Below are 21,828 nucleotides of genomic sequence, written 5' to 3'. Positions count from 1 at the left end.
GTGGTGGGTTGTGTGTTCGTAGATTTTTTATGTATGGAGCAAGCATATTGTATATATCTGTTTGGGGGTAATCTATTAAAACAAGTCAACAGCTTAACTGGAGGAGAATATGAAGTTGTAAAGGGGAAAATCAACATCCATCTTTACTGTCATTTTTTATTCGATTTTACGCATTTCAAAAGCAGTTACAGTTATATCTTTTAAATAATGGATTAAGCTTATCCTTTTATTTCTGATATTTTTTAATGAAGCCATATGTCTTCCACGTAAAACAGAATATATTTGTATTGCATATTTACGCATTTGTTAAAAAAATATTTCTCAGTACTTCTTATTTCCGATGTCGCTTATGAATGGTATAAGGATAAAGCCATTAAGCACCACCATCTTTTCGGTTATGGAGTAACAAGCTAAGGGGCAACACCATCATATTATATTTGCTAACTCTCAATGTTACTGCAGATTTTGGCACTTGAGGCAGTTTATGAGGGGCATTTTTAGTTCTTTCTTTACTGTTTTTATCTATTCGGCTTTCCCATTTGCAATATGCAAGGGGAAATGTGGTTAATTAATTGAATATAAACAGATTTTAAATGAGACAAATTTAGAATATCGAATTATCAGTCATCATAAAAATGATAAAATTATGATTGTAAATCAATATATTATATTTTTATGATGAAGGATATTTGACAGTAAAATTTGAATTTATTTTTTATTTTGAGTGCTCTGTCTAAAAATGCAGGATAGGGCTTCCGTTCTTCCCTTGTTGGTTAGTCATGGATGGATAGAACGGAGCAAAAGCTTAGCTGTTTTGTACTGCTTTTAAGTCTGAAAGTTTATGTTTTTAGGGTGAAAAATCAATCCTGTTGTTTTTTTGAAATTGTTGCAAACAATTCTATTGTGATAAATAGCGAGATTTTATTTTGGGTGTTATGTTTAAAATGCAAACTCCCGCTCTATATTTTCGCTGGTTTGTTGTGGTGGTGGGATAGAACGGGAGATTGAGTGGGTCGTTTTGTATTTGCTTTAGGTTTGAAAGCCAACATTTTGAAGTTGAGAAATCAATCCTGCTGCAAAAGTAAAACGAGAAATATTGAGATCATTTTCAATAAGGGCACTAATGCGGTTTGTAATATTATGAATATTATTTTCTTCTGTTTTTTTCCAAGTGTCAAAAGGATCTTTTTTCTTGCCATAATTTTTGAGGATTTTCATAACGATTTGCCGTAAGCTTTCGGAAACATTTTCTTTGGCTTGGCTTAGAGCCATACTATCATAATAATCTAAGATGGGAATTGTTCGACGAGCTTCATTAATGCGGTTTATACGAATGATTTGTGCAAGCGAGAAATAAATCTCTGCAGTTTTAATAAGATCACTGTTGCTTTGTTTTGCAATCAAAGAAATATCACAGATTATTGGTGCTGCTTCCAAGAGAGCCAATTGTTTTGCTAATGCTTTTGGTGCTCCTTCTTCACTGTAGTGTAGTGCTTTTTCTTCAATCTTTTGATTAATATCGTTGTTGGGAGAATGCATAAGCTCTTTTTCAATAATACTACGGGCTTGCTTTATTGTTTTTACAATTTCTTCTAGTGGACGTGAGAGATCCATGTTGTGCAAACCCCAATTGGTCGTTTCAAAGAGCATTGGGGTCATTGCTGCATAGAATTTGTTTTGGACAAGACCAGGTATTTTATTATCAAGCTTATCAATTTGATCAGATAATTGAGGAATTTCAAAACCATCACGGATGGCAATAAAAACGCGAATAATATTTTCAACCTTTTGTTGTGTTTCATCGTGTAGCCGATTAACAAAAGTGGGGCCTCCACGATTTACAATGTCATTGGCAATCAGTGTTGCGATAATATTACGACGCAATTGATGGTTAATCACTTCCTTCTTAAAATTTTCTTGAATTTGGGTTGGAAAATAGTTCAGCAAGGCTGTATTGAAATAGTGATCATCAACAATGGGGCTATTAGCAATTTCTTCTTTTAAGGTCAATTTAGCATAGGCAAAAATAACGGCGAGTTCTGGACGGAGAAGACCTTTGCCTTGGGTTGTTCTTTGTCGTAAAATTTGCTCATCAGGGAGTATTTCAACTCTGCGATCTAGAAGTTTTTTTTGTTCCAAATCGTGCATAAAGCGTATTTGATAGGGCAAATCAGTAGTGCTTTGGTTTTCCGCCAAAGAAAGAGCAAGGGGTTGTAGATAATTGTTACGCAAGACGAGTTGCTCGACTTGAGGCGTCATTTTTTTCAAGAGCTTATTGCGATCTTCGCGGGTTAACGTTTTGGCACGTAGTGCTGATGCAAGAACAATTTTGAGATTGACCTCAATATCAGAACAATTCACACCAGCAGAATTGTCAATGGCATCCGTATTGCATCGACCACCATTTGAGACATATTCAATCCGTCCACGTTGTGTAACACCAAGATTAGCTCCTTCACCAATAATTTTTGCACGCACTTGTTCTCCGGTAATGCGTATTGCATCATTTGCGCGATCACCTACTTGAGCATCGTTTTCTGTTGCAGCACGGATATAAGTACCAATACCGCCGAACCATAAAAGATCAACCGGGGCTTTGAGAAGAGCAGAGATAATTTCAAAGGGTGTTCCTGTTTGTTTTTCAAAACCAATGGCTTGTGCTGCTTCAGGTGAGAGAGTAATGGTTTTTTCTTTTCGTGAGAAGATACCACCGCCCTTTGATAATTTGCTTTTATCGTAATCTTGCCAACTTGAGCGAGGAAGTTTAAAAAGGCGCGTACGCTCTGCGTAGCTTTCGTCTATGTTTGGATCTGGATCAATAAAGATATCGCGGTGATCAAAAGCGGCAATCAATTTTGTTTGTTTGGAAAGCAGCATTCCATTACCAAAGACATCACCAGACATATCGCCAACACCGACACAGGTGAAGGGCGTTGTTTGAATATCATGATTAAATGATTCTCTAAAATGTCTTTTGACGGCTTCCCATGCGCCTTTAGCTGTAATACCAATGTCTTTGTGGTCGTAACCTGCTGAGCCTCCAGAGGCAAAAGCATCATCAAGCCAAAAGTGGTTTGCTTGGCTGATGGCGTTGGCTGTATCAGAAAAAGTTGCTGTTCCTTTGTCTGCTGCTACAACAAAATAGGGGTCAGGGTCATCATGACAGATGATATTGTGGGGCGCACTTATTTTGCCATTAACCAGATTGTCTGTGATGGAGAGCAAAGCAGTGATAAAGTCTGTATAAGCTTGACGTGCTGCTTCTATGATAACAGCACGGTCATTTGTTTGGGGAAGCCGATGGGGATAGAATCCACCTTTTGCACCTGCAGGAACGATAACTGCATTTTTAACTTGTTGGGCTTTGACTAAGCTCAGCACTTCGGTACGATAATCTAATGCACGATCAGACCAACGAATTCCGCCACGGGCAATAGGTCCAAAACGCAAATGGACTCCTTCAACTTCCGGTCCATAAACAAAAATTTCTCGGTAAGGGCGCGGTTCAGGCAAACCTTCAATCTGGCGCGGATTTAATTTGGTGGCTAAAATACGCCGTGGACTTCCATCAGGAAGAGGCGTAAAGGCATTTGTTCGTAAACTCGCCTCTATAAGGTTACAATAACGGCGTAAAATGAGATCATCATCTAAACCAGAGACTTTTCGTAATTTTTCTTCAATGCGCTTTTGAATGACTTGTTGGTTTTTTTCCTGTTCTTTTTCTGTATGGCTTTGATGAAATTTTAAATGAAATAAAGCATAAAGATCTTGGGTGATGTCAGGATAAGCATTTAAAGTTTGGGCAACGCGATCTTGCGAATAAGGAATTCCAGCTTGTTGGAGATAGCGCCCATAATGGCGCAAAATAACAATTTCATGCCAATCAAGCTCAGCTGTTTGGGTGAGAGCATTAAAGCCGTCATTATCAGCATTTTGTGCCCAAATGGCTTCAAAGGTTTCGGCGTGTTTTTGACCGTCTTTTTCAAAATCGATACAGCGTTGGAAAGTACTTTCTAGCTGCATATCATGAAGATACACAGAGCGCCCATTGCCATCTGGTAATTCAAGAGTTTGTTCAGCAATAACGCGAAACCCCATATTTTCAAGGAGTGGTACACGTTTGGAAAGGGCAAGTGCTTCATGGCGGTGAAAAAGCCGAAGAGAAATGCACTGTTTTTCTTTGTTTTGTGCATGATAAAAGATCACGAAAAGGGGCTTTTCATCATGAAGACTTAGAATATGTCCGGCATCGTTAATAGCGTCTTCAGCTGAAAATAAATCACGATAGCTGTTGGGGAATTCACTGGCTAGACGTGTTTGTTGCTCTGTTATTTTCTTGTTAAGAGCGATGGCTTGAACCCTGTCTTCCCAACTTCGTGCAATCGAACGTACATGTTGTTCAAGTGTGGAGCGCTCAATAAGGGGAACAGTTTCGTTTCCTTTACGATGGATGATATAATAGACACGTATAAGAGTGCTTTCCAAAAATAGCGGATAAGATTCAAAAAAGTCACCTTTATAGAGCTCAACAAAATGTTCGCCAACTTTTTCACGCAGGCTGCTGCTATATTGATCACGCGGTACGTAGACAAGGATAGAAACAAAGCGCCCAAAAGAATCAGTATGGGCAAGAACCCGTAAACGTGGGCGCTCATCTAATTGTAGAATAAGTTTAGTGTTTTCTGTCAATGTATCAACATCAGAGCGAAACATTTCATCTCTTGGATAGGTTTCTAAAGCACTGATGAGTGCTTTTCCTGAATAATCGGCGTGATTGTGTCCAAGACGTTGAATAATAGTTCGGGCTTTTTCTTTTAAGAAAGGAATTTGCAAAATAGAACGTGTATAAGCTGAGGAGGTAAAAAGCCCTACAATGCGTAATTCTCCACAGAGTTGGTTTTCTTTATCAAAGATTTTAAGACCAATATAATCCAGCCAAACAGAACGGTGAATTTTGGAGCGGCTGTTCGCTTTTGTCACGATAAATAGATTATCGCTTTCCATGAAGGATAAAACTTCTTGAGGAGGCTCTTTCATGCTTTTATCGTCAACAATATGAATAGAAGCATCCGTGAGTATACCAAGTTCAATATTACTCGCTGTAAAGGATTTTAGGGGTTTTTGGTCTTTGATGAAGTTGTAAGTGCGCATACCAAGGAAAATGAAATTATCGTCCATTAGCCAGTGAAGAAATTCAATGGCTTTTTCGCCTTCTTGTTTGTAGTGCGGGGGAAGACTTATTTGGTAGGCATGAATATGTTTTTCAACTTCTTCAAGCATAGGTTTCCAGTCTTGTACAGCAGTATTAACCTGTTCAAGAACTAAGGTGAGTTCATTTTCAAGTTTCTGCGTCTGCTGTTTATTGAGTGACTCGATGTGAATTTGCATCAGACTGATGCGTTTTCCAGAAGCACTATCAAGAATGGGGTGTGCAATCAAATAAATATGGCTTTTGTGTTGATTGAAGACATTTAAAATAGAATCGAGAAGGAAGGGTTTGTTATCATTGACAAGCGTGATAACGGTTATAGGCTTGTTATTACGGGTCAAGTTTTGTTCAAAGAAGATGGTATTTTTTCCCGTCTGATGGAGATTAAAAGCTTTTACCGCGATAGCAGTGGCCTTTTGAAGTTCTTCACTTTCGTAATAAGCAATATCTTCTTCATCGGTTTGAGCAAAAAGGATTTGTTCTATTTTATCTTGGGTGTTTTTTATTTCTGTTTTTTTTTGTTGCAACACATTCACTCTCCCTTTTTGCTCTTAGGGGTCTTTTCTTCTCTTTGTTAAAAGCAGACCATTATATTTTTACATACTGTAACACCTTCTTCCTAAAGAAAATAGCTCTTTATTTGGAAAGAATGAGTTTGTTTTTGCTATTTTTTAGTAATATTTTGTACTTTAAAGAAATATTTTTCTTCAAGGAAAAGGCATTTTTAGTATTTTTGTATGTTAATAGTTTGTTTTTTAAAATATACAAAATGAAAGTAAAAAAAGAAGCAAAAGTAAAAAAAGAATGGCGCATTTACCAGAAAGACTTTTAAGTGGTTACCAAAACTTTATAAACAATCATTTTTCATATAAAACAGCACATTATCAGCAATTGGCGATTGAGGGGCAGAAACCTGAAGTTTTGGTCATTGCTTGTTGTGATTCGCGAGCAGTACCAGAAATGATTTTTGATGCTAAGCCGGGGGAAATTTTCACCTTACGCAACGTGGCAAATGTGGTTCCTCCTTTTTCTCCTGATAACAAATATCATGCAACATCAGCAGCTCTCGAATATGCCGTGCAATTGCTTGAAGTGAGACATATTGTTGTTTTTGGTCATGCCCATTGTGGGGGAGTTCATACTGCTCTTAAGCAGACGTGTAAATCTTTATCGTCAAATGATTTTATCGGTCAATGGATAAGTCTCTTAGCACCAGCCGCAGAAATTGTTTTGAATAATAAGTCGCTGTCGTGGCCAGAAAAACAGACGGCATTAGAGCAGCTTTCTATTCGTCATTCGTTGAGAAATTTAGAGACGTTTCCATGGATAAAGCTTCGCAAAGATCAAGGTTTTTTGACATTGCATGGGGTTTGGTTTGATATCTCTAGCGGAAAATTATGGAGCCTGGAACAGGAAACAGGTTGTTTTATGCGCGTTGAAGTTGAAAGTTTTGAAGTATAGTATTTGTTGTTTTTATTTCTTCGTATAAAAAGACATTTTATGATAAAACTTGACAAAGCTGGGGTTTTATTGTTTGAAGGAGCAAGCTTTCAGTGACAAAATTAACTTGGAGCCACCGACTGAGACCCCGGTTTAAGGGTATAAAGAGATCTCAGAGGTCAACATCCGACGGCGCGATGCGTTCTCGGGTGCCACTTTGGTTTGTTTGTTATGCAACAATGAGGTAAATGATGTTTGAATCTTTGCAAGAGCGACTTGGTTCTATCCTGTCTCATTTGACAGGGCGTGGCGCTTTATCTGATCAGGATGTTGTAGAGGCGCTGCGTGAAATTCGTCGCGCTTTATTGGAAGCCGATGTTGCTCTTGATGTTGTGCGCTCTTTTACCGATAGAGTTCGGGAAAAAGCTGTTGGGGCCGAAATCGTTAAATCGATTAAGCCAGGCCAAATGGTGGTTAAAATTGTTCATGATGAATTGGTTCATATTCTTGGAAATGAAAGTGTTCTGAGTGATTTGAATGCTCCTTCTCCAGTTGTTATTATGATGATTGGTTTGCAAGGTTCGGGAAAAACAACCACAACAGCAAAGCTTGCAAAACGGTTAACGGATAAGCACAATAAAAAAGTTCTCATGGCGTCATTAGATACACGCCGTCCCGCTGCACAGGAGCAATTGCGCCAATTGGGAGAGCAGGCGACACTTGCAAGCTTGCCTATTATTGCGGGACAGTTGCCCGTTGATATTGCATCACGTGCTGTGCAAGCTGCTAAATTGGGTGGTTATGATGTGCTTCTTCTTGATACGGCAGGGCGTAATCATATTGATGAAGCTTTGATGTTTGAATTGGCTGAAATTAAAGCGTGTTCCCTTCCTCATGAAATTATGTTGGTGGCTGATAGTTTGACGGGGCAAGATGCCGTTCATCTTGCTCGTTCTTTTGATGAGCGTGTAGGGATTACAGGAATTATTTTAACACGGATGGATAGTGATGGGCGGGGTGGTGCTGCTCTTTCCATGCGTGCTGTTACAGGCAAGCCAATTAAAGCAATTGGAACTGGTGAAAAAATAGATGCTTTAGAAGAATTTCATCCCAGTCGTATTGCTGATCGTATTCTCGGAATGGGGGATATTGTTTCTTTGGTTGAAAAAGCTGCTGAAACAATGGATCATGAGAAAGCCGCTGCTTTTGCAAAAAAAATGCAAGCCGGAAAATTTGATCTGAATGATCTTGCTGAACAGTTGCAGAAAATGAAAAAACTTGGTGGAATGGGCGGTATTATGGGCATGTTGCCAGGATTGGGGAAGGTCAAAGAGCAAATTGCGGCTGCAGGGCTTGATGATCGTTTGTTTAATCGCCAATTGGCTATTATTTCATCTATGACACCTCAAGAGCGTGCAAATCCAGAGCTTTTAAAACATAGCCGTAAACAACGAATTGCTAAGGGGTCTGGTACAACGGCGGCTGATATTAATAAACTTTTGAAGATGTATCGCCAAATGGCTGACATGATGAAAGCCATGGGTGGTAAAGGAAAAAGTGGTTTGATGGGAAAAATGTTGGGAGGCCTTGGTTCCAAAATGGGATTTGGAGGCAAGGGAAACTTGAGTGGAGATTCTCCAGTTATACCTGATTTATCGGGAATGGATTTGAAGCAATTCTCAACGTTTCAAAAGCAGATTGAAAATGATAATGGAGGGAAGATTTTGCCTGGACTTCCCAAGCGTGGGCCTATATTTCCTGGTCTTTCCAATAGCATTGCCGATAGGGGAAAATTTCCTCAGCATCCTAAGAAAAAATAAGATGTAAAGAGGGAAAGGAATATGATGCAGGAAACAGTATTAAACGAATTAGCACATTTACGAGCATCCATTGATAATTTTGATGCAACCTTGATTCATATCTTAGCAGAGCGGTTTCGTTGTACGAAAGCTGTTGGGCGCTTAAAAGCCCGTTATGATTTGCCTAAAGTAGATCCTCTGCGTGAGCAATATCAGGTAGCGCGTTTGCGGCAATTGGCTATAGATAGTCATCTTGATCCTGATTTTGCTGAAAGATTTTTAAAATTTATTATCAAAGAAGTTGTGAGTCATCATGAAGTTATTGCTGAAGAGCAAAAAACAAAAAAGTCAATTTAAACGAAAGCCAGAGCTGACAATAGGAGATAAAATATGGCATTGAAAATTCGTTTGTCCCGTGGAGGTTCAAAAAAACGTCCTTACTATCATATCGTCGTTGCAGATGTTCGTAGTCCGCGCGATGGGCGGTTTCTTGAACGTGTTGGTGCATGGGATCCAATGTTGCCTAAAGATGGACCGAGGGTAAAACTTAATGAAGAACGTATCCAATATTGGCTTGGGCAAGGGGCTCAACCAACAGATCGCGTTTTACGGTTTTTAGATGCAGCTGGCTTGAAAAAGCGTCCAACTCGTAATAATCCACATAAAGGTGAACCGGGTAAAAAAGCACAAGAACGTATAGCAGCAGCAAAGCAAGCGGCAGAAGAAGCAGCGGTAGCGGCTGAAGCAGAATCTGCTTCAGCATAAAAAGCATGATGGTTCAACCAACGCGTCTTTAAAAGTTCTAGAAGAATGAATATTATCCGTTTTTGTTCATCAAAAACGGATCTCCTTTAAAAACTTGTTTTAAAATAGTGTTGGTTTTTTTAAAGTTGAATTTTAAAAGTCAATGGCGCGGCCTTTAATTTCCCAGTCTCCATAGCGCGAAGGGTCTTTGCCGCCGCGTCCACCATTTTCGACAGGTTGTTCTTTTTTTGCTTCGCTTTTTCGTCGTTCTTCAGCTTCTTTAAGGGCGCGTTGTGCTGCGGGTGAGAGAGATTGTTGTTTAACGACAGTTGCATTTTTTTTGCTCGTTTTCTCGTCTTTTTTATTCATTTTTATACCTATTCTATTGAAGAAACAGAAAGAAAACCCCATCATATAGTATTGATAAACTTTTATCATGGAGTTTTTTGAGTAATGAATATAATGCGTACAGCTATGCTTTTGGCTTTTTTAACTGCTCTCTTTATGGGAGTTGGTTATCTTGTTGGAGGGGGTGGTGGCATGGTCATTGCTCTTTTGATGGCAAGTGGTTTAAACTTTTTTTCTTATTGGAATTCAGATAAAATCGTTTTACGCATGTACGGGGCGCGTGAAGTTGATCAGCATTCTGCGCCGGTTTATTATAAAATTGTAAGTGATTTAGCGCAAAGAGCTTCTCTTCCTCAACCAAAAGTTTATGTTATTGAGAATCCACAGCCAAACGCTTTTGCAACGGGACGTAATCCGCAAAATGCAGCTGTTGCTGCAAGTACTGGATTGTTAAAGCGGTTGAGTTCGGAGGAAATTGCCGGCGTTATGGCGCATGAGCTCGCACATATTGAGCATCGTGATACATTAACAATGACTCTAACCGCAACGATTGCAGGAACCATTTCAATGCTTGGTAATTTTGCTTTCTTTATGGGAGGACCGCGCAACTCTTCAGAAGATTCTCATGGCGCTGGGGCAATTGGAGGATTTATTGCCTTGCTCGTGGCTCCTTTTGCAGCGATGCTGGTGCAAATGGCGATTAGCCGTACACGGGAATATGCTGCGGATCGGAGAGGGGCTGAAATATGTGGTAATCCTTTATGGTTGGCTTCCGCATTGCGTAAGATTGCTGATGGGGGACGTGGGGTATATAATGAAGAAGCAGAGCATAATCCAGCAACCGCGCATCTGTTTATTATTAATCCTTTGAGCGGTGAGGGAGCCGATAGTCTTTTTTCGACACATCCAGCAACTGCAAATCGTATTGCTGCTCTTTATCGGCAAGCAGAAGAGATGAAAGGGGCTCTTGCCAAAAGTGTGGGCTGGAATAAAGAAGACGCTATACATGAAAAAAGCAGCGGGATGAACTATGGAGATTTTCATAGTGGTCAGGCTCATGCATTAGATGAGCAAGAAAACATTTCTTTTCAGCGTGTTACAAAACGTCCTTCTTGGCTTCGTTATGAAAATTCAAAAAGATCTCGTTCATAGAGTTATTGAGGGAGTTTTTAAGGAAGCAGTAATATAAAGGTGGTGTTTTGAAACACAAAAAAGCGGGGCATGTGTCTGAAAAAAATGTTCCAGGATTAGCTGTTCGGCGGGTGTGTGTGCGCCTTTTAGGGGCGGTGGTTGATAAGTGTACGCCTCTTTCTGGTTTGACGGATAATGAACACGGACATCCACACTATTTAAAACTTTCACAACGAGATCGTTTGTTGTGTCGGGCTATTTTGATAGCTTCATTACGTCATCGAGGGCAGATTATAGCGGCTTTCTCACGATTTTTGGTGCGTCCTTTGCCTTCACAAGCACTTTCACTTCAGCATCTTTTGCATATCAGTGTCGCACAAATTCTTTATCTTGATATTCCTGATCATGCGGCTATTGATTTAGCTGTACGTGTGGCAAAACTTGATCCTCGTATGCATCGTTTTTCAGGGGTTGTGAATGCTCTTTTGCGCAATGTTGCGCGTGAGGCAGAGCTTTTATGCCAACAAGTTCCTACCATTGAAGGTGTTCCAGCGTGGTTTGGACAGCTTTTAGTGTCAGCTTATGGAACAGAAAAAGCACATCAGATTATAGCAATTCAAAGTATGGAACCCCCTCTCGATTTGACAGTGAAATCTGATAGCGTTGGATGGGCTGAAAGGCTTGGCGGTGTTGTGTTGCCTAATGGTTCTGTTCGATTGAATCGTCTGGAGTGTTCTGTTTCTGATTTACCAGGCTATTGTGAAGGAGCTTGGTGGGTTCAAGATTTTGCTGCAGCCTTGCCTGCTTGTTTACTTGGGAATATTCGGGGTAAACGCGTTGCTGATCTTTGTGCAAGCCCTGGGGGGAAAACAGCACAATTGGCTTTGCAGGGGGCAGAAGTGACAGCAATTGAGCTTTCTGCTAACCGCGTCAAGCGTTTAAAAGAAAATATGGAACGGCTTGATTTTTTAGTTCAAACTTGGCAGGGTGATGTGAGAAATCTCCACCCCACACAGCTTTTTGATGCGGTTCTTCTTGATGCTCCTTGTTCTTCTACAGGAACAATCCGTCGTCATCCAGATATTTTATGGACGAAGTCGAGGAAGGATATCATCAAGTTAGCAGCGTTGCAATATGAGTTGCTTGTCGCTGCAATTGCCTTGGTAAAGGAGGGGGGACGTATTATTTTTTCCAATTGTTCCCTAGCAAGAGAAGAAGGTGAAGATCTCATTGAAAAAATTTTATCAACACGCAATGATATTGTTTTAGAACCTATTTATCCAGAGGAAATGGGAGCACTGGCACATTTGCTTTGTGAGGGGATGTTGCGTACAACGCCTGCGGATTTTTGTCATAAAAATTTCGATGCTGAGAAAACTGCATTTTTAGGAATGGATGGTTTTTTCGCTGCGCGCTTACGAAAAATTGCTTAATTAACGCTTCATTTACAAAAATGGTCGAAATTGTATTTGATTCAGCATAAATGGAGATAAGATTTTGGCGGTTGCAGTAAAAGCTCCTCAGGTAAAAATAGTGGCCTATGTCGATACTCTGCAGCACTTTATGCGGCGTTTATGGGTTGGACCATTGTTTCGCTGGCGATTTTCAGGATTCCGCCCTCATAAAATTTTAGCACATCCTATTGATTTGCATGTGGCTGACCCAATGATGGCCCATGAATTTTATCATGGTCGTTTTGCTTTTGCTCGTCATGTGGTTCATTCTGGTGCTGTTTCGCCATTTTCATTGGTTCCTCCAACGCTTGAATGGGAAACGGCACTACATGATTTTCATTGGTTGCGCCATATGGAGGCAGCAGAAAGTAATTTAGCTTCTGCACATGCACGCTCTCTTTTAGAAGATTGGCTTGATCATGCTGGTAAGAAGGTAAAAGGGCTTGCTTGGAGTAGTCCTGTTGTGGCACGGCGCTTGATTTCGTGGATTTGTCATTCAAAAATGTTGTTAGAGGGAGCAAGTGAGCGGTTTGAAAAACGCTTTTTACGTGCGCTTGGTTTGCAATTTCGTTATTTGCGCGTAACAATTTGCAGTATGGAATATGATGATCAACGTTTACAAGCAGCGACAGCTTTGACTTTCGCCTCTCTTGCTTTGCCTGTTTCTGTGGCAGTGAAAAAAAAGGTACAAACGATGCTTATAGAGGAGCTTTCACGTCAAATCCTAGTTGATGGTGGGCATATTTCCCGTAGTCCTGTTATTTTGCTGAATTTGTTATCGGATTTATTGTCGTTACGGCATCTTTTTATGCGTAGTAATGAAACAGCACCCCGTATTTTGATTGATTCTGTTGAGCGTATGTTGCCAGCTTTACGATTCTTTATCCATGAAGATCAAACATTGGCCCATTTTAATGGGGTTGGTCCTCTTGTGTCGGAACGATTATTATCACTTTTGGAGCTTGATGAAACAGGAGGGCATCCTTTTAGTTATGCCCGTTATTCAGGATTTCAGCGCTTAAAAGCCAATCAAACAACAGTGCTTGCAGATACAGGAAAGTTTCCACCTCGCTCTGTAGCACAGCAGGCTTGTTCGGGGTGTTTGTCTTTTGAAATGTCTTCACAAGGGCACCGTTTTATTATCAATACCGGTGTTAATCCTGATGGGCGGGAAGATTATCGATATTTAGGGCGTGTTACTGCAGCACATTCAACAGCTACACTTAATGATTGTTCGGTAGGCGTTTTTTATAAAAAAAAGAAAAGTGGAGCTTCCTTTTTGTTTGATGGACCAACGGATGTTCAAGTGCGCCGTATAGAGGATTCAGAGAAGACAGGTTTTATTGCGAGTCATAATGGTTATGTGCGTTCTTTTAATCTTATTCATGAGCGTGGTCTTATTTTGGCGACAAATGGAGATATGATCGAGGGATTTGATCGCTTTTTTATGCCAAATAAAGGGGGAAAGAGACATAAGAGTGCGCAAAGCGAACAGAATCATGTTGCTGTTCGGTTTCATCTTCATCCACAAGTTGAAGTTAATTATGATGGCAAGCGTGTGTGTTTAGCCATAAAGAATGAGCACGTAAAGAACGAGCAAGTATGGTATTTTATTTCGCCTGATGCGGATATTTGTCTTGAAGATTCGATTGATTTTGCGGAATTAACAGGTCCACAACGGACGCAACAAATTGTTTTATATTTTCGCCCTGCATTGCAGGAAAAAGTTCGTTGGCGCTTTATCCGTAAAGCATTTGATAAAAAATCAGAACAATGTTCTGATCTGTAGTTCATATATTTTATCTTCATACCGCGAAACATCATCGCTTATTGTGGTAATATTTTCAAAATTTGAAGGCCATGTAAATTTTTATACATGAGGTACTTTTTAGAGTATGTAATGGGTATTTTTAGGCAAGGTTTGCCTATAGAATCTCATGAGGTGGTGCTAAGGGGATTGATTTCAGATAAACAGAATTTTTGATAGATCGGTATTGGTTAAGAATTTTTATCTTTTAAAAGTGTGGAGAGAAAGTCAAGCTGTTGCGTGTCTTAGAAAGTTTTTGCATGTATTGTTGTGATCAATATTTATCTCTGAGAAAGCTGCATATTTAAGATAGTCAAATGTTTTCCTGCAAATGCACATTCTTGTTTTAAAGGAAATATCGTTCAATGTTTATTGTTCTCATTTTACGATGGAATCCGTATAGAATATAATGTAAAAATCTCCCGTAAATGGTGTAGGGTTATTGTGTCTCCCATTTTTACCGTTTCTTTTTATTTTGCTTTATGATTTTTAAAAGCATCTAGAATAACAGCTTTTAAAGAATGTGGATGATACTTTATTTTCACATTTTAATGGATTAACATATTGATTTATATCAATTATTTTTTAAAAATTAAAATTCGAAAATCGTGAGATTCTTTCTTTACAAATCTGTTTATAGTGAGGCAACTAAAAGTATAGGTTTGTACGTTATAAGAAAACTTGGCGTGTAGATAAAACCTATGGAAGAAAGGAATAAAATAGCTCTTCTGAACACTCTTAATTATCGAGGATTATTAAAACATGAGGGGACTGGAAAATGGCATAATGTTATAATTTGTTCCTTTGTTAAACATACAAGATATTGATTTATAAAGATAATTTACAGTTATTTATGTTGAATTATCCCCCCCGAATATTGTAAGATTCTTTTGATTTCAAATTTGTGTATGTTGAATCAATCAAAATCACTTGTTTGCATATCACAAGCGAGGTTGGCTTATAGGCAAAAAACGATCAAGAAAGGAATAAAATAGCTCTTCTGAATTGTTTTACGTGCTAAGGGCTGTCCCCGATACACCCACAAGCTGGCAAAGTGTGTGATGGTGCCGGCTTGTTTCTTCATAAGCATAAAGGAGATAATGCTCAGGAGATTTTATGATTCTTCATAAATGTTATCATGAGAGGGGGATCACAAGCATTGAGGGATGTTTCCTTAAAACAAAATCGTGTGAATGTGCAGCATATAATGTCGTTTTAATTTTGGATCTTTTATTTTGCCTGAGGGATACGATTTTATTAAAGAGCGAGAGAAAAAGGTGTGATCATGTGTAATCTCCATTCTTTAAAACTATTATTCTCAATGCTTTTGAAAATTGTAAAGCAAAGTAAAAAATGATAATAAAGATGAGGATGGGTTTTTATCTTTAAGATTTTCTCTTCTTGTCGAATTAGGTTGTTTCCCATTTTAGGAGTAAACCAAATCTATAGATTCATATTTTCTGTCACCATCTTGCATAAAAAAGCTGATATAGAAAAGCATTAAGCCATCTTAATCTTACATTATTACTGTGTTAAGATTGAGGATGTTGATTGATAAGCAACAGAAAACAGTACGGGCTTTAGAAGTATAACGATATCATAAAAGGTAAAACATACCAGTGCTGGATTGGGGAAATATTTCGGATTTTATCAGATATTTAAGCAAACAATGACAATTACACACTTAGCTTTACGAATGCCCCTCAAGCTTTGCTTTTGTTACAAGTATTCATACATGCTTTTTGCGTTATATTCATAAAAATCAAATTGATGGGGATCTATGATAATCTTTGTTTGAGCATAAAAACATTGACATGATACTCCACTAGAGTTTTGCATATACTCGCATGCACTTCCATCTTTACGCTTAATAAAAGCGCAAGCTGGTACTCTACTTTGTCTACGTTCAATGCTGTGCGATAGCCTTGTGCTCTTGAGAGTGTTTATAAAAGTTTTTTTATTTCTTTCTTGATTGTTTTTTTGCCTATACGCCAACCTCGCTTGTGATATGCAAGCGAATGATTTTTATTGATTGAACATGAAACAATTTGAAATGGAAAAAGCCTACAATATTAGAACTTCTCATTCAATGTGGAAAACAATAAACTCTTTTTATAAATCAAATGTAGTCCATTATAAAAGCATTGAGAACTCAAGAAATAACACATAGCAACGATATGTGGAAAAAATATAAATATTCTCTCTGCTTTTTGTTATTATACTAAAAATGAAGTCATAATAACCAACTGCACAACGCTCATTTTCTCATACAACAAGCATTCTCTCAACTTCAAACAACTTTTAGAAAGATCTATACGAATAACGCCGTGCAATGGACTTAATATCACCTCGATAAATGCCAAGATCACTCAGCTCATCCGTTGAAAGACGGTTCAATGCGTTAACGGTTCGACGATAACGACGCCAATTATTATAAGAACGTAGAATATTCATGTCCTCTACTCAAACTTTATATTACACTTTTTAGTTTAAAGATAGAACATATTACTAAAAAGAGTTGTGCTATAATGTCATAACAGGTATGCATCTACACATAAAAGAAACCATTTTAACACTTGTCTCATATAAAAGGACAGACTATTAAAGTTACTAACGACTACGCTATTCTATCTCTAAAACAATGGCTCAATTATGTTTGTTCGTTGTGGTGATAAATTTATTCATTACGCGTAGATTCTTTGAATTAAATAATTGCTCTCATTGCAACAGTTATCAATCGACAGATGACGATTATGAAAAATTCCTTGAAATATTTATCTTATATGAAGGGAAATCTACAAAATGATTAATGTCGGAAATGTCGTGTTCCTGTAAAGACCATAGCTAAACCTTGCTCATCAGCAGCTGTGATAACTTCTGCATCACGCATGGAGCCTCCTGGTTGAATAATTGCTGTTGCACCTGCCTCAGCTGCTGCTAATAAACCATCGGCAAAAGGAAAAAATGCATCTGATGCAACCACTGATCCTTTTGTGAGAGTTTCTGTTAAGCTTGCTCTTAGCGCACTTTCTGCTGCTTTACTTGCAGCAATTTTTGCTGAATCAATGCGGCTCATTTGTCCGGCTCCAATTCCAACTGTTGCACTATTTTTCGCGTACACAATAGCATTCGATTTAACGTGCTTTGCTACACGAAAAGCAAATTGAAGATCACGCATTTCATCTTGAGTTGGTGCCCGCTTTGTCACTACTTGCAATTTAAGATCATCAACCACCACATTATCACGCGATTGCACTAAAATGCCTCCCGCTAATGTTTTAGCAAGAAGTCCTCCACAACGTGGATCAGGAACTCCACCTGTAATAAGCAAACGAAGATTTTTTTTCTTGGCAATAATTTCACGTGCCGCCATTGTGGCATCAGGAGCAATAATCACTTCTGTAAAAATTTTAACAATCTCTTCTGCACATTCTTCATCAAGGGTCTGATTTAAAGCAACAATTCCACCAAATGCCGATACATTATCACACATAAGAGCTTTCAAATAAGCTTCTTTCAAATTTTTGCCTTCTGCAACACCACAAGGATTGGCATGTTTAATAAGAGCAACAGCAGCAGTTTTTTGCGGATCAAATTCTGCCACAAGTTCAAAGGCTGCATCTGTATCATTCAGGTTGTTATAAGAGAGCGCTTTGCCTTGTAAAAGTCTTGCTGTTGCAATACCAAAACGCTTTTCATTATTGCGATAAAATGCTGCTTGTTGATGTGGATTTTCCCCATAGCGCATAACACTTTCAAGATGACCGGAAAAACTCTGCCATGATGGAATTTCAATTTTTAAATCCCGTGCAAACCACGCTGCTATTGCTGTATCATAAGCAGCGGTGTGTGCATAAGCGCGCATTGCTAGCTGACGACGTGTGGATAAGCCTAAACATCCGTTATGCTGTTTTAATTCGGCTAGAATCGAAACATAGTCGTTTATCGCTGTTACAACACCGGTATAAGCATAATTTTTTGCCGCTGCGCGAATCATCGCCGGTCCGCCGATATCAATATTTTCAAGAATTGTTTGATTGTCGGCGCCTGATTGGACTGTCTCTTCAAAAGGATAAAGATTCACAACTAAAAGATCAATTCCATGAATGTTGTTCTTTTCCATGGCATCTTTATGGCTAGGATCTTCTCTTACCCCTAACAAAGCACCATGAATCAAAGGGTGGAGTGTTTTAACACGCCCATCCATTATTTCAGGAAATCCGGTAACTTCAGCAACATCTTTTACGGGTAAACCAGCAGCTATGAGTGTTTGGGCTGTTCCTCCTGTTGAAATCAATTCAATATTATAATCTGCATGAAGGGCTTGTGCAAATGCAACAACACCTGTTTTATCAGATACAGAAAGAAGAACACGACGAATCTGATGAAGATCAGGTATGGGAAAATTTTTGGCAACAACACCCATTATAGAAGCCTTAAAAATGAAAGAGTTAAAATTTCAGAAAAATAAACTTATACATTTATAGCATAAGCCTTTAGAAAAATACACTGAAAGAATAAATTGCTTTGTTAAAATACACTAAGAATGATTCATCTTTTTTCTATTATTCTGTTATCTTGGAATGCTGTCATTGAAGATGTGGTAATAGAGGATATACACGTTTCATTGATACATTAAATGTTGTTTTAGTGCATGGTCAATATTCTTAGATAGGCCTTTTCTGTAGACTTTTTGTAATCGTATGAGTAGGAAGATCAAGCGTAAAGATGGAGGTGCTCAATGGATTTACCTTTATACCCTTCATGGGCGCTGCCGTGAAATGGGCTTGGGTGCTTTGAGAAATGTTTCTTGAAAAAAAGCTCGTGAATTAGCAAGTCAATGACGTTCTGTTTTACATGAGGAATACACACGGTAAGAATCCGGATTGTTTACAAACCAGATGGGGTTAAAAATCTTCATGCTTTGATATGGTGGGAGGAAGCCAAAAAGAAGCAGATCCTTGCTTACTATAAATTGATTTAAAATGGTAATTTAGTTTTCTATATTGAATGATGGCACTGAACACTATTAGATTTTCTCATTTTCTTCCCTTGCATTCAGAAACAAAAGCTTTTCTTATACATTCTCTAAATGCAAAAATAGAGTAAAAGTGAGAGCTGAGAAATAAGATAATATTTGCTTATACCTTGACTAAACCTAAAAATGAAGCACCGTGGAGGCTTATCCTTTATGAGCATCGTCAAAAGATGAAATTGAGAGCAAGACAAGATATCTTGTCAAAGAAAATACTTAAAAACACAATACTGTTTTAAAAGTTTATACGACGATAAGCACGCTTACCTTTATCCTCTCATATATATTTCTTGACATAGTTTTATACTTTCATAAGAAATGTCTGTTATTTCAGCGAGGCAATTCCATAGATGGGAATGAAAACTATGGAGATATGTTCTAAATTTAGAATGTTTGATGTCAGTTGGATGCAATTCATGTGCAAAAGGACTTTGATCAGAAAAAGAAAAGATAATAAATTTTTTCAATGAGTTTAGTGCTTTTGAAGTAATAAGCCGGTACCATCACACAATTTGCCAGTTCGTGGGTGTTGCTACAGGCTTTTGGCACTTGAGACGATTCATAAGAGCCATTTTTAGCCTTTCTTATACAAATTTTATCCACACGCTCATCCTGTTTATAATGTGCAACAGACATGGTTTTTGTTGATTCAAAATAAATAAATTTGAAATGAGAGAATCTTAAGATATTCGGGACTCTCATTCAACATACAAAACAATGAATTATTATTATAAATCAAAGTATTATTGATGATCAAGATACGAAAAACTTTGTTGTTTTGTCGGGTTTCTTCTTATGTTTCCTCGCCAAAGATTGTCCATAGATTATTGTTAAGCTGATCTTTATGAATATGGTGCAAAGAAAAAAAGAATATGTACGAGTGCTTACTAAAATAAATAAACGCAAAGCTAAGTATATTATTGTTATTGTTATTAATTATCTTAAAATCCAGCATATTTCTCCAATCCATTGCGGGTATATTGGTGAATTTATAGTATGTTATGTCTCATAAAGCTTTTGTTTCTTGTAACGCAACATCTCATCTTTATGAAGCAGCAGGTTTGAAATAAAAAACGCATCCATACGTTTTCTGCTCTATGATTTTGTATGTTCGATGCAGGCCAGAGGATTACGTATATAAATTTGAGTAATCTCTGGAACAGCAAACAATCAAATGAGGCAAAAATATAATAGGAATGAGCGCCCATCTTTCCTGTTATTTTTAAATTGTGCGTTAGTTTTTTCAAAAGCGTTTATAACAATGTTTTTTTAGAATGGGGATAATGCATTGCTTCTTTAATGAGGTTACGATTTTCATGCACAATAAAATACTATTATGTTGCCAATTCACGTGTGTTTATTTTAAAGAGACGTTTTTTAATGAATCACTCCCTATTTTATGATGGTCTTTTGAAGAGTATCGTGTAAATTCTTCGTGAATAGGATAACAGATCCATTGTATGCCTATGATTTTTACTAAATAAAAGCGCAAGTCGGTATTCTTAATTCTTGGTCAGTTCTCAATATTTTAACAACTCTTGGTCCTTGAGATGGAAGAGGTATTTATTTTCAATAATTTTATCCGTACGGTTATTTTTGCTTGTGGGGAGCCAAGAGAATGATTTTGATTGCTTCAGCATAAGAAGATTTGAAGTGAAAGAGTCTTACGATATCTGAAGTCTTTTTTAGTTATAAAATGATAGGATTATCAAACTATTGTTTCTTGAAAAAACAGATTTTATGGTGTGTTTAATACAACAGCGTTAAAATATGCTCTATTATGAAGCATATTAATGAGACTATATTGGAGGATGGGTATTTTACTTTTAATTTTTTAGTTTTTTTGCCTTAGCAGAAAAAGAAAAGCTCCTAACATCCCAGCGGCTAAAATAAACCACGTGATTGCATAAACGAGATGATTGTTTCGAAAATGTACAATCGTAAGACCAGCAACGGGAAGGTTTGCTTGTGGGGTTGTTTTTTTCCCGGCATCAATGAAATAAGGGGCAACAGTGGACAAACCAAGTTTTTGTGCCATAGCGGGGAGATCGCGCGTATACCATAAATTTTTGTCAGGATTATTTTTGCGTGGAAAAAATCCATTTTTTTCACTCATGCGTAATAAACCTATGATCGTTGTTTGTTCTGTGTCCGTGGTAGAATGTTGCTGAGATGAGGCATTTGTATCCAATTGCTCTGAGTTTTGAAAATTGTTACGTTCATCCATGGGGATAAAACCACGGTTGATAAAGGTCAATGCATTGTCATTAGTGGTTTGTAAAGGAGTCAAAACCCAATATCCCGTAGTATTTTGAGCGGTAGCCGTGACCAAAATATTTTTATCTGTTAAAAATTTTCCCGTGATAACAACAGGTTGATATTCATATTTTTCAAAAGTAACATCTGCCCATTGATTTTTGGGGGGGGCTTTTATGGGGGGCAAGTGAATGCGCTGATTGGTACTGGTGATAAGATTTGTTTTCCAGTTTAACCGTTGTACTTGCCATATACCTAATGCGCTGAAGAGAAGAAAAAAACAAACACATAAAGTTCCAAACAAAAAAGAAGAAAAACGGTTAGGATTTTCTTGAAGCTTTGTCATGGGGGACTCTTGTTTACTCATGATTTATATTTCCTTTCAGGACAATAAGCTTTCATTCTAACATGGTGTGACTTAAAAAAAACATTTTGTACGCCTTATTGCAGAAAAAGATGAAAAATGCTCCCATAAGAGATGAAAAAGGTTTTATAAAAGACTTGACCTTTTGTTGTCGATCCCCTATTAGAAAGAAACTTCCCAATGATGCCCGTTCGAGGTAGTGTTGTGCGTGCTTTACGTTAATTCTATCCTTTGGGTATAG

11 protein-coding genes and 1 pseudogene are annotated in these 21,828 nt (G+C 38.0%); 7 read left to right on the top strand and 5 right to left on the bottom strand.

Annotated elements, in window-relative coordinates; all coding sequences use genetic code 11:
• Window positions 1-1,029: 1,029 nt before the first annotated feature.
• Window positions 1,030-5,739, bottom strand: coding sequence for an NAD-glutamate dehydrogenase (locus ACFIM1_RS00170; RefSeq protein WP_375609036.1), 4,710 nt, complete (start codon window positions 5,737-5,739; stop codon window positions 1,030-1,032).
• Between the two features lie 274 nt (window positions 5,740-6,013).
• Between ACFIM1_RS00170 and ACFIM1_RS00165 the strand changes: the two genes are divergently transcribed.
• The 4 genes and pseudogenes from ACFIM1_RS00165 (at window position 6,014) to rpsP (ending at window position 9,213) form a co-directional block, all read left to right on the top strand.
• Window positions 6,014-6,670 carry a carbonic anhydrase gene (locus tag ACFIM1_RS00165; protein WP_375608458.1) on the top strand — a complete coding sequence of 219 codons (657 nt, stop codon included), beginning with the start codon at window positions 6,014-6,016 and terminating at the stop codon, window positions 6,668-6,670.
• A 230-nt stretch (window positions 6,671-6,900) separates the two neighbouring features.
• Window positions 6,901-8,469 carry a signal recognition particle protein gene (gene ffh, locus ACFIM1_RS00160; RefSeq protein WP_375609057.1) on the top strand — a complete coding sequence of 523 codons (1,569 nt, stop codon included), beginning with the start codon at window positions 6,901-6,903 and terminating at the stop codon, window positions 8,467-8,469.
• A gap of 24 nt (window positions 8,470-8,493) precedes the next feature.
• Window positions 8,494-8,822 (top strand): annotated as a pseudogene (locus tag ACFIM1_RS00155) (chorismate mutase).
• A gap of 16 nt (window positions 8,823-8,838) precedes the next feature.
• Window positions 8,839-9,213: a 30S ribosomal protein S16 gene (rpsP, locus tag ACFIM1_RS00150; RefSeq protein WP_375609037.1), complete on the top strand. Its 375-nt coding sequence runs from the start codon at window positions 8,839-8,841 to the stop codon at window positions 9,211-9,213.
• A 132-nt stretch (window positions 9,214-9,345) separates the two neighbouring features.
• Here rpsP and ACFIM1_RS00145 read toward each other — a convergent pair whose 3' ends face one another.
• Window positions 9,346-9,561 (bottom strand): DUF1674 domain-containing protein, encoded by a 216-nt coding sequence (locus ACFIM1_RS00145; RefSeq protein ID WP_375608460.1) that lies wholly within the window; start codon window positions 9,559-9,561, stop codon window positions 9,346-9,348.
• An 84-nt stretch (window positions 9,562-9,645) separates the two neighbouring features.
• Between ACFIM1_RS00145 and htpX the strand changes: the two genes are divergently transcribed.
• The 3 genes from htpX (at window position 9,646) to ACFIM1_RS00130 (ending at window position 13,914) form a co-directional block, all read left to right on the top strand.
• Complete coding sequence (gene htpX, locus ACFIM1_RS00140) at window positions 9,646-10,692, top strand: zinc metalloprotease HtpX (protein WP_375609038.1); 1,047 nt, start codon at window positions 9,646-9,648, stop codon at window positions 10,690-10,692.
• Window positions 10,693-10,739: 47 nt separating this feature from the next.
• On the top strand, window positions 10,740-12,104 hold the full coding sequence (locus tag ACFIM1_RS00135; RefSeq protein WP_375609039.1) for an RsmB/NOP family class I SAM-dependent RNA methyltransferase: 1,365 nt from the start codon (window positions 10,740-10,742) through the stop codon (window positions 12,102-12,104).
• Between the two features lie 64 nt (window positions 12,105-12,168).
• The gene (locus tag ACFIM1_RS00130) at window positions 12,169-13,914 is read left to right on the top strand and encodes a heparinase II/III family protein (protein WP_375609040.1); all 1,746 of its coding nucleotides are present in this window, start codon (window positions 12,169-12,171) and stop codon (window positions 13,912-13,914) included.
• A 2,319-nt stretch (window positions 13,915-16,233) separates the two neighbouring features.
• Here ACFIM1_RS00130 and ACFIM1_RS00125 read toward each other — a convergent pair.
• The 3 genes from ACFIM1_RS00125 to ACFIM1_RS00115 form a co-directional block, all read right to left on the bottom strand.
• Window positions 16,234-16,386: a DUF1127 domain-containing protein gene (locus ACFIM1_RS00125; protein ID WP_375608464.1), complete on the bottom strand. Its 153-nt coding sequence runs from the start codon at window positions 16,384-16,386 to the stop codon at window positions 16,234-16,236.
• 352 nt (window positions 16,387-16,738) lie between these two features.
• On the bottom strand, window positions 16,739-18,358 hold the full coding sequence (gene purH, locus ACFIM1_RS00120; RefSeq protein WP_375608465.1) for a bifunctional phosphoribosylaminoimidazolecarboxamide formyltransferase/IMP cyclohydrolase: 1,620 nt from the start codon (window positions 18,356-18,358) through the stop codon (window positions 16,739-16,741).
• A gap of 2,443 nt (window positions 18,359-20,801) precedes the next feature.
• A complete protein-coding gene (locus ACFIM1_RS00115; protein WP_375609041.1) occupies window positions 20,802-21,590 on the bottom strand; it encodes an SURF1 family protein in 789 nt (262 codons plus the stop codon).
• Window positions 21,591-21,828 lie beyond the last annotated feature (238 nt).

It is taken from the genome of Bartonella sp. AC158YNML (genome assembly GCF_042196725.1).
In the GTDB taxonomy this organism is placed as follows: domain Bacteria; phylum Pseudomonadota; class Alphaproteobacteria; order Rhizobiales; family Rhizobiaceae; genus Bartonella.
Note: the sequence above shows the minus strand (reverse complement) of the source record. Positions and strands in the feature narration are given on the sequence as shown.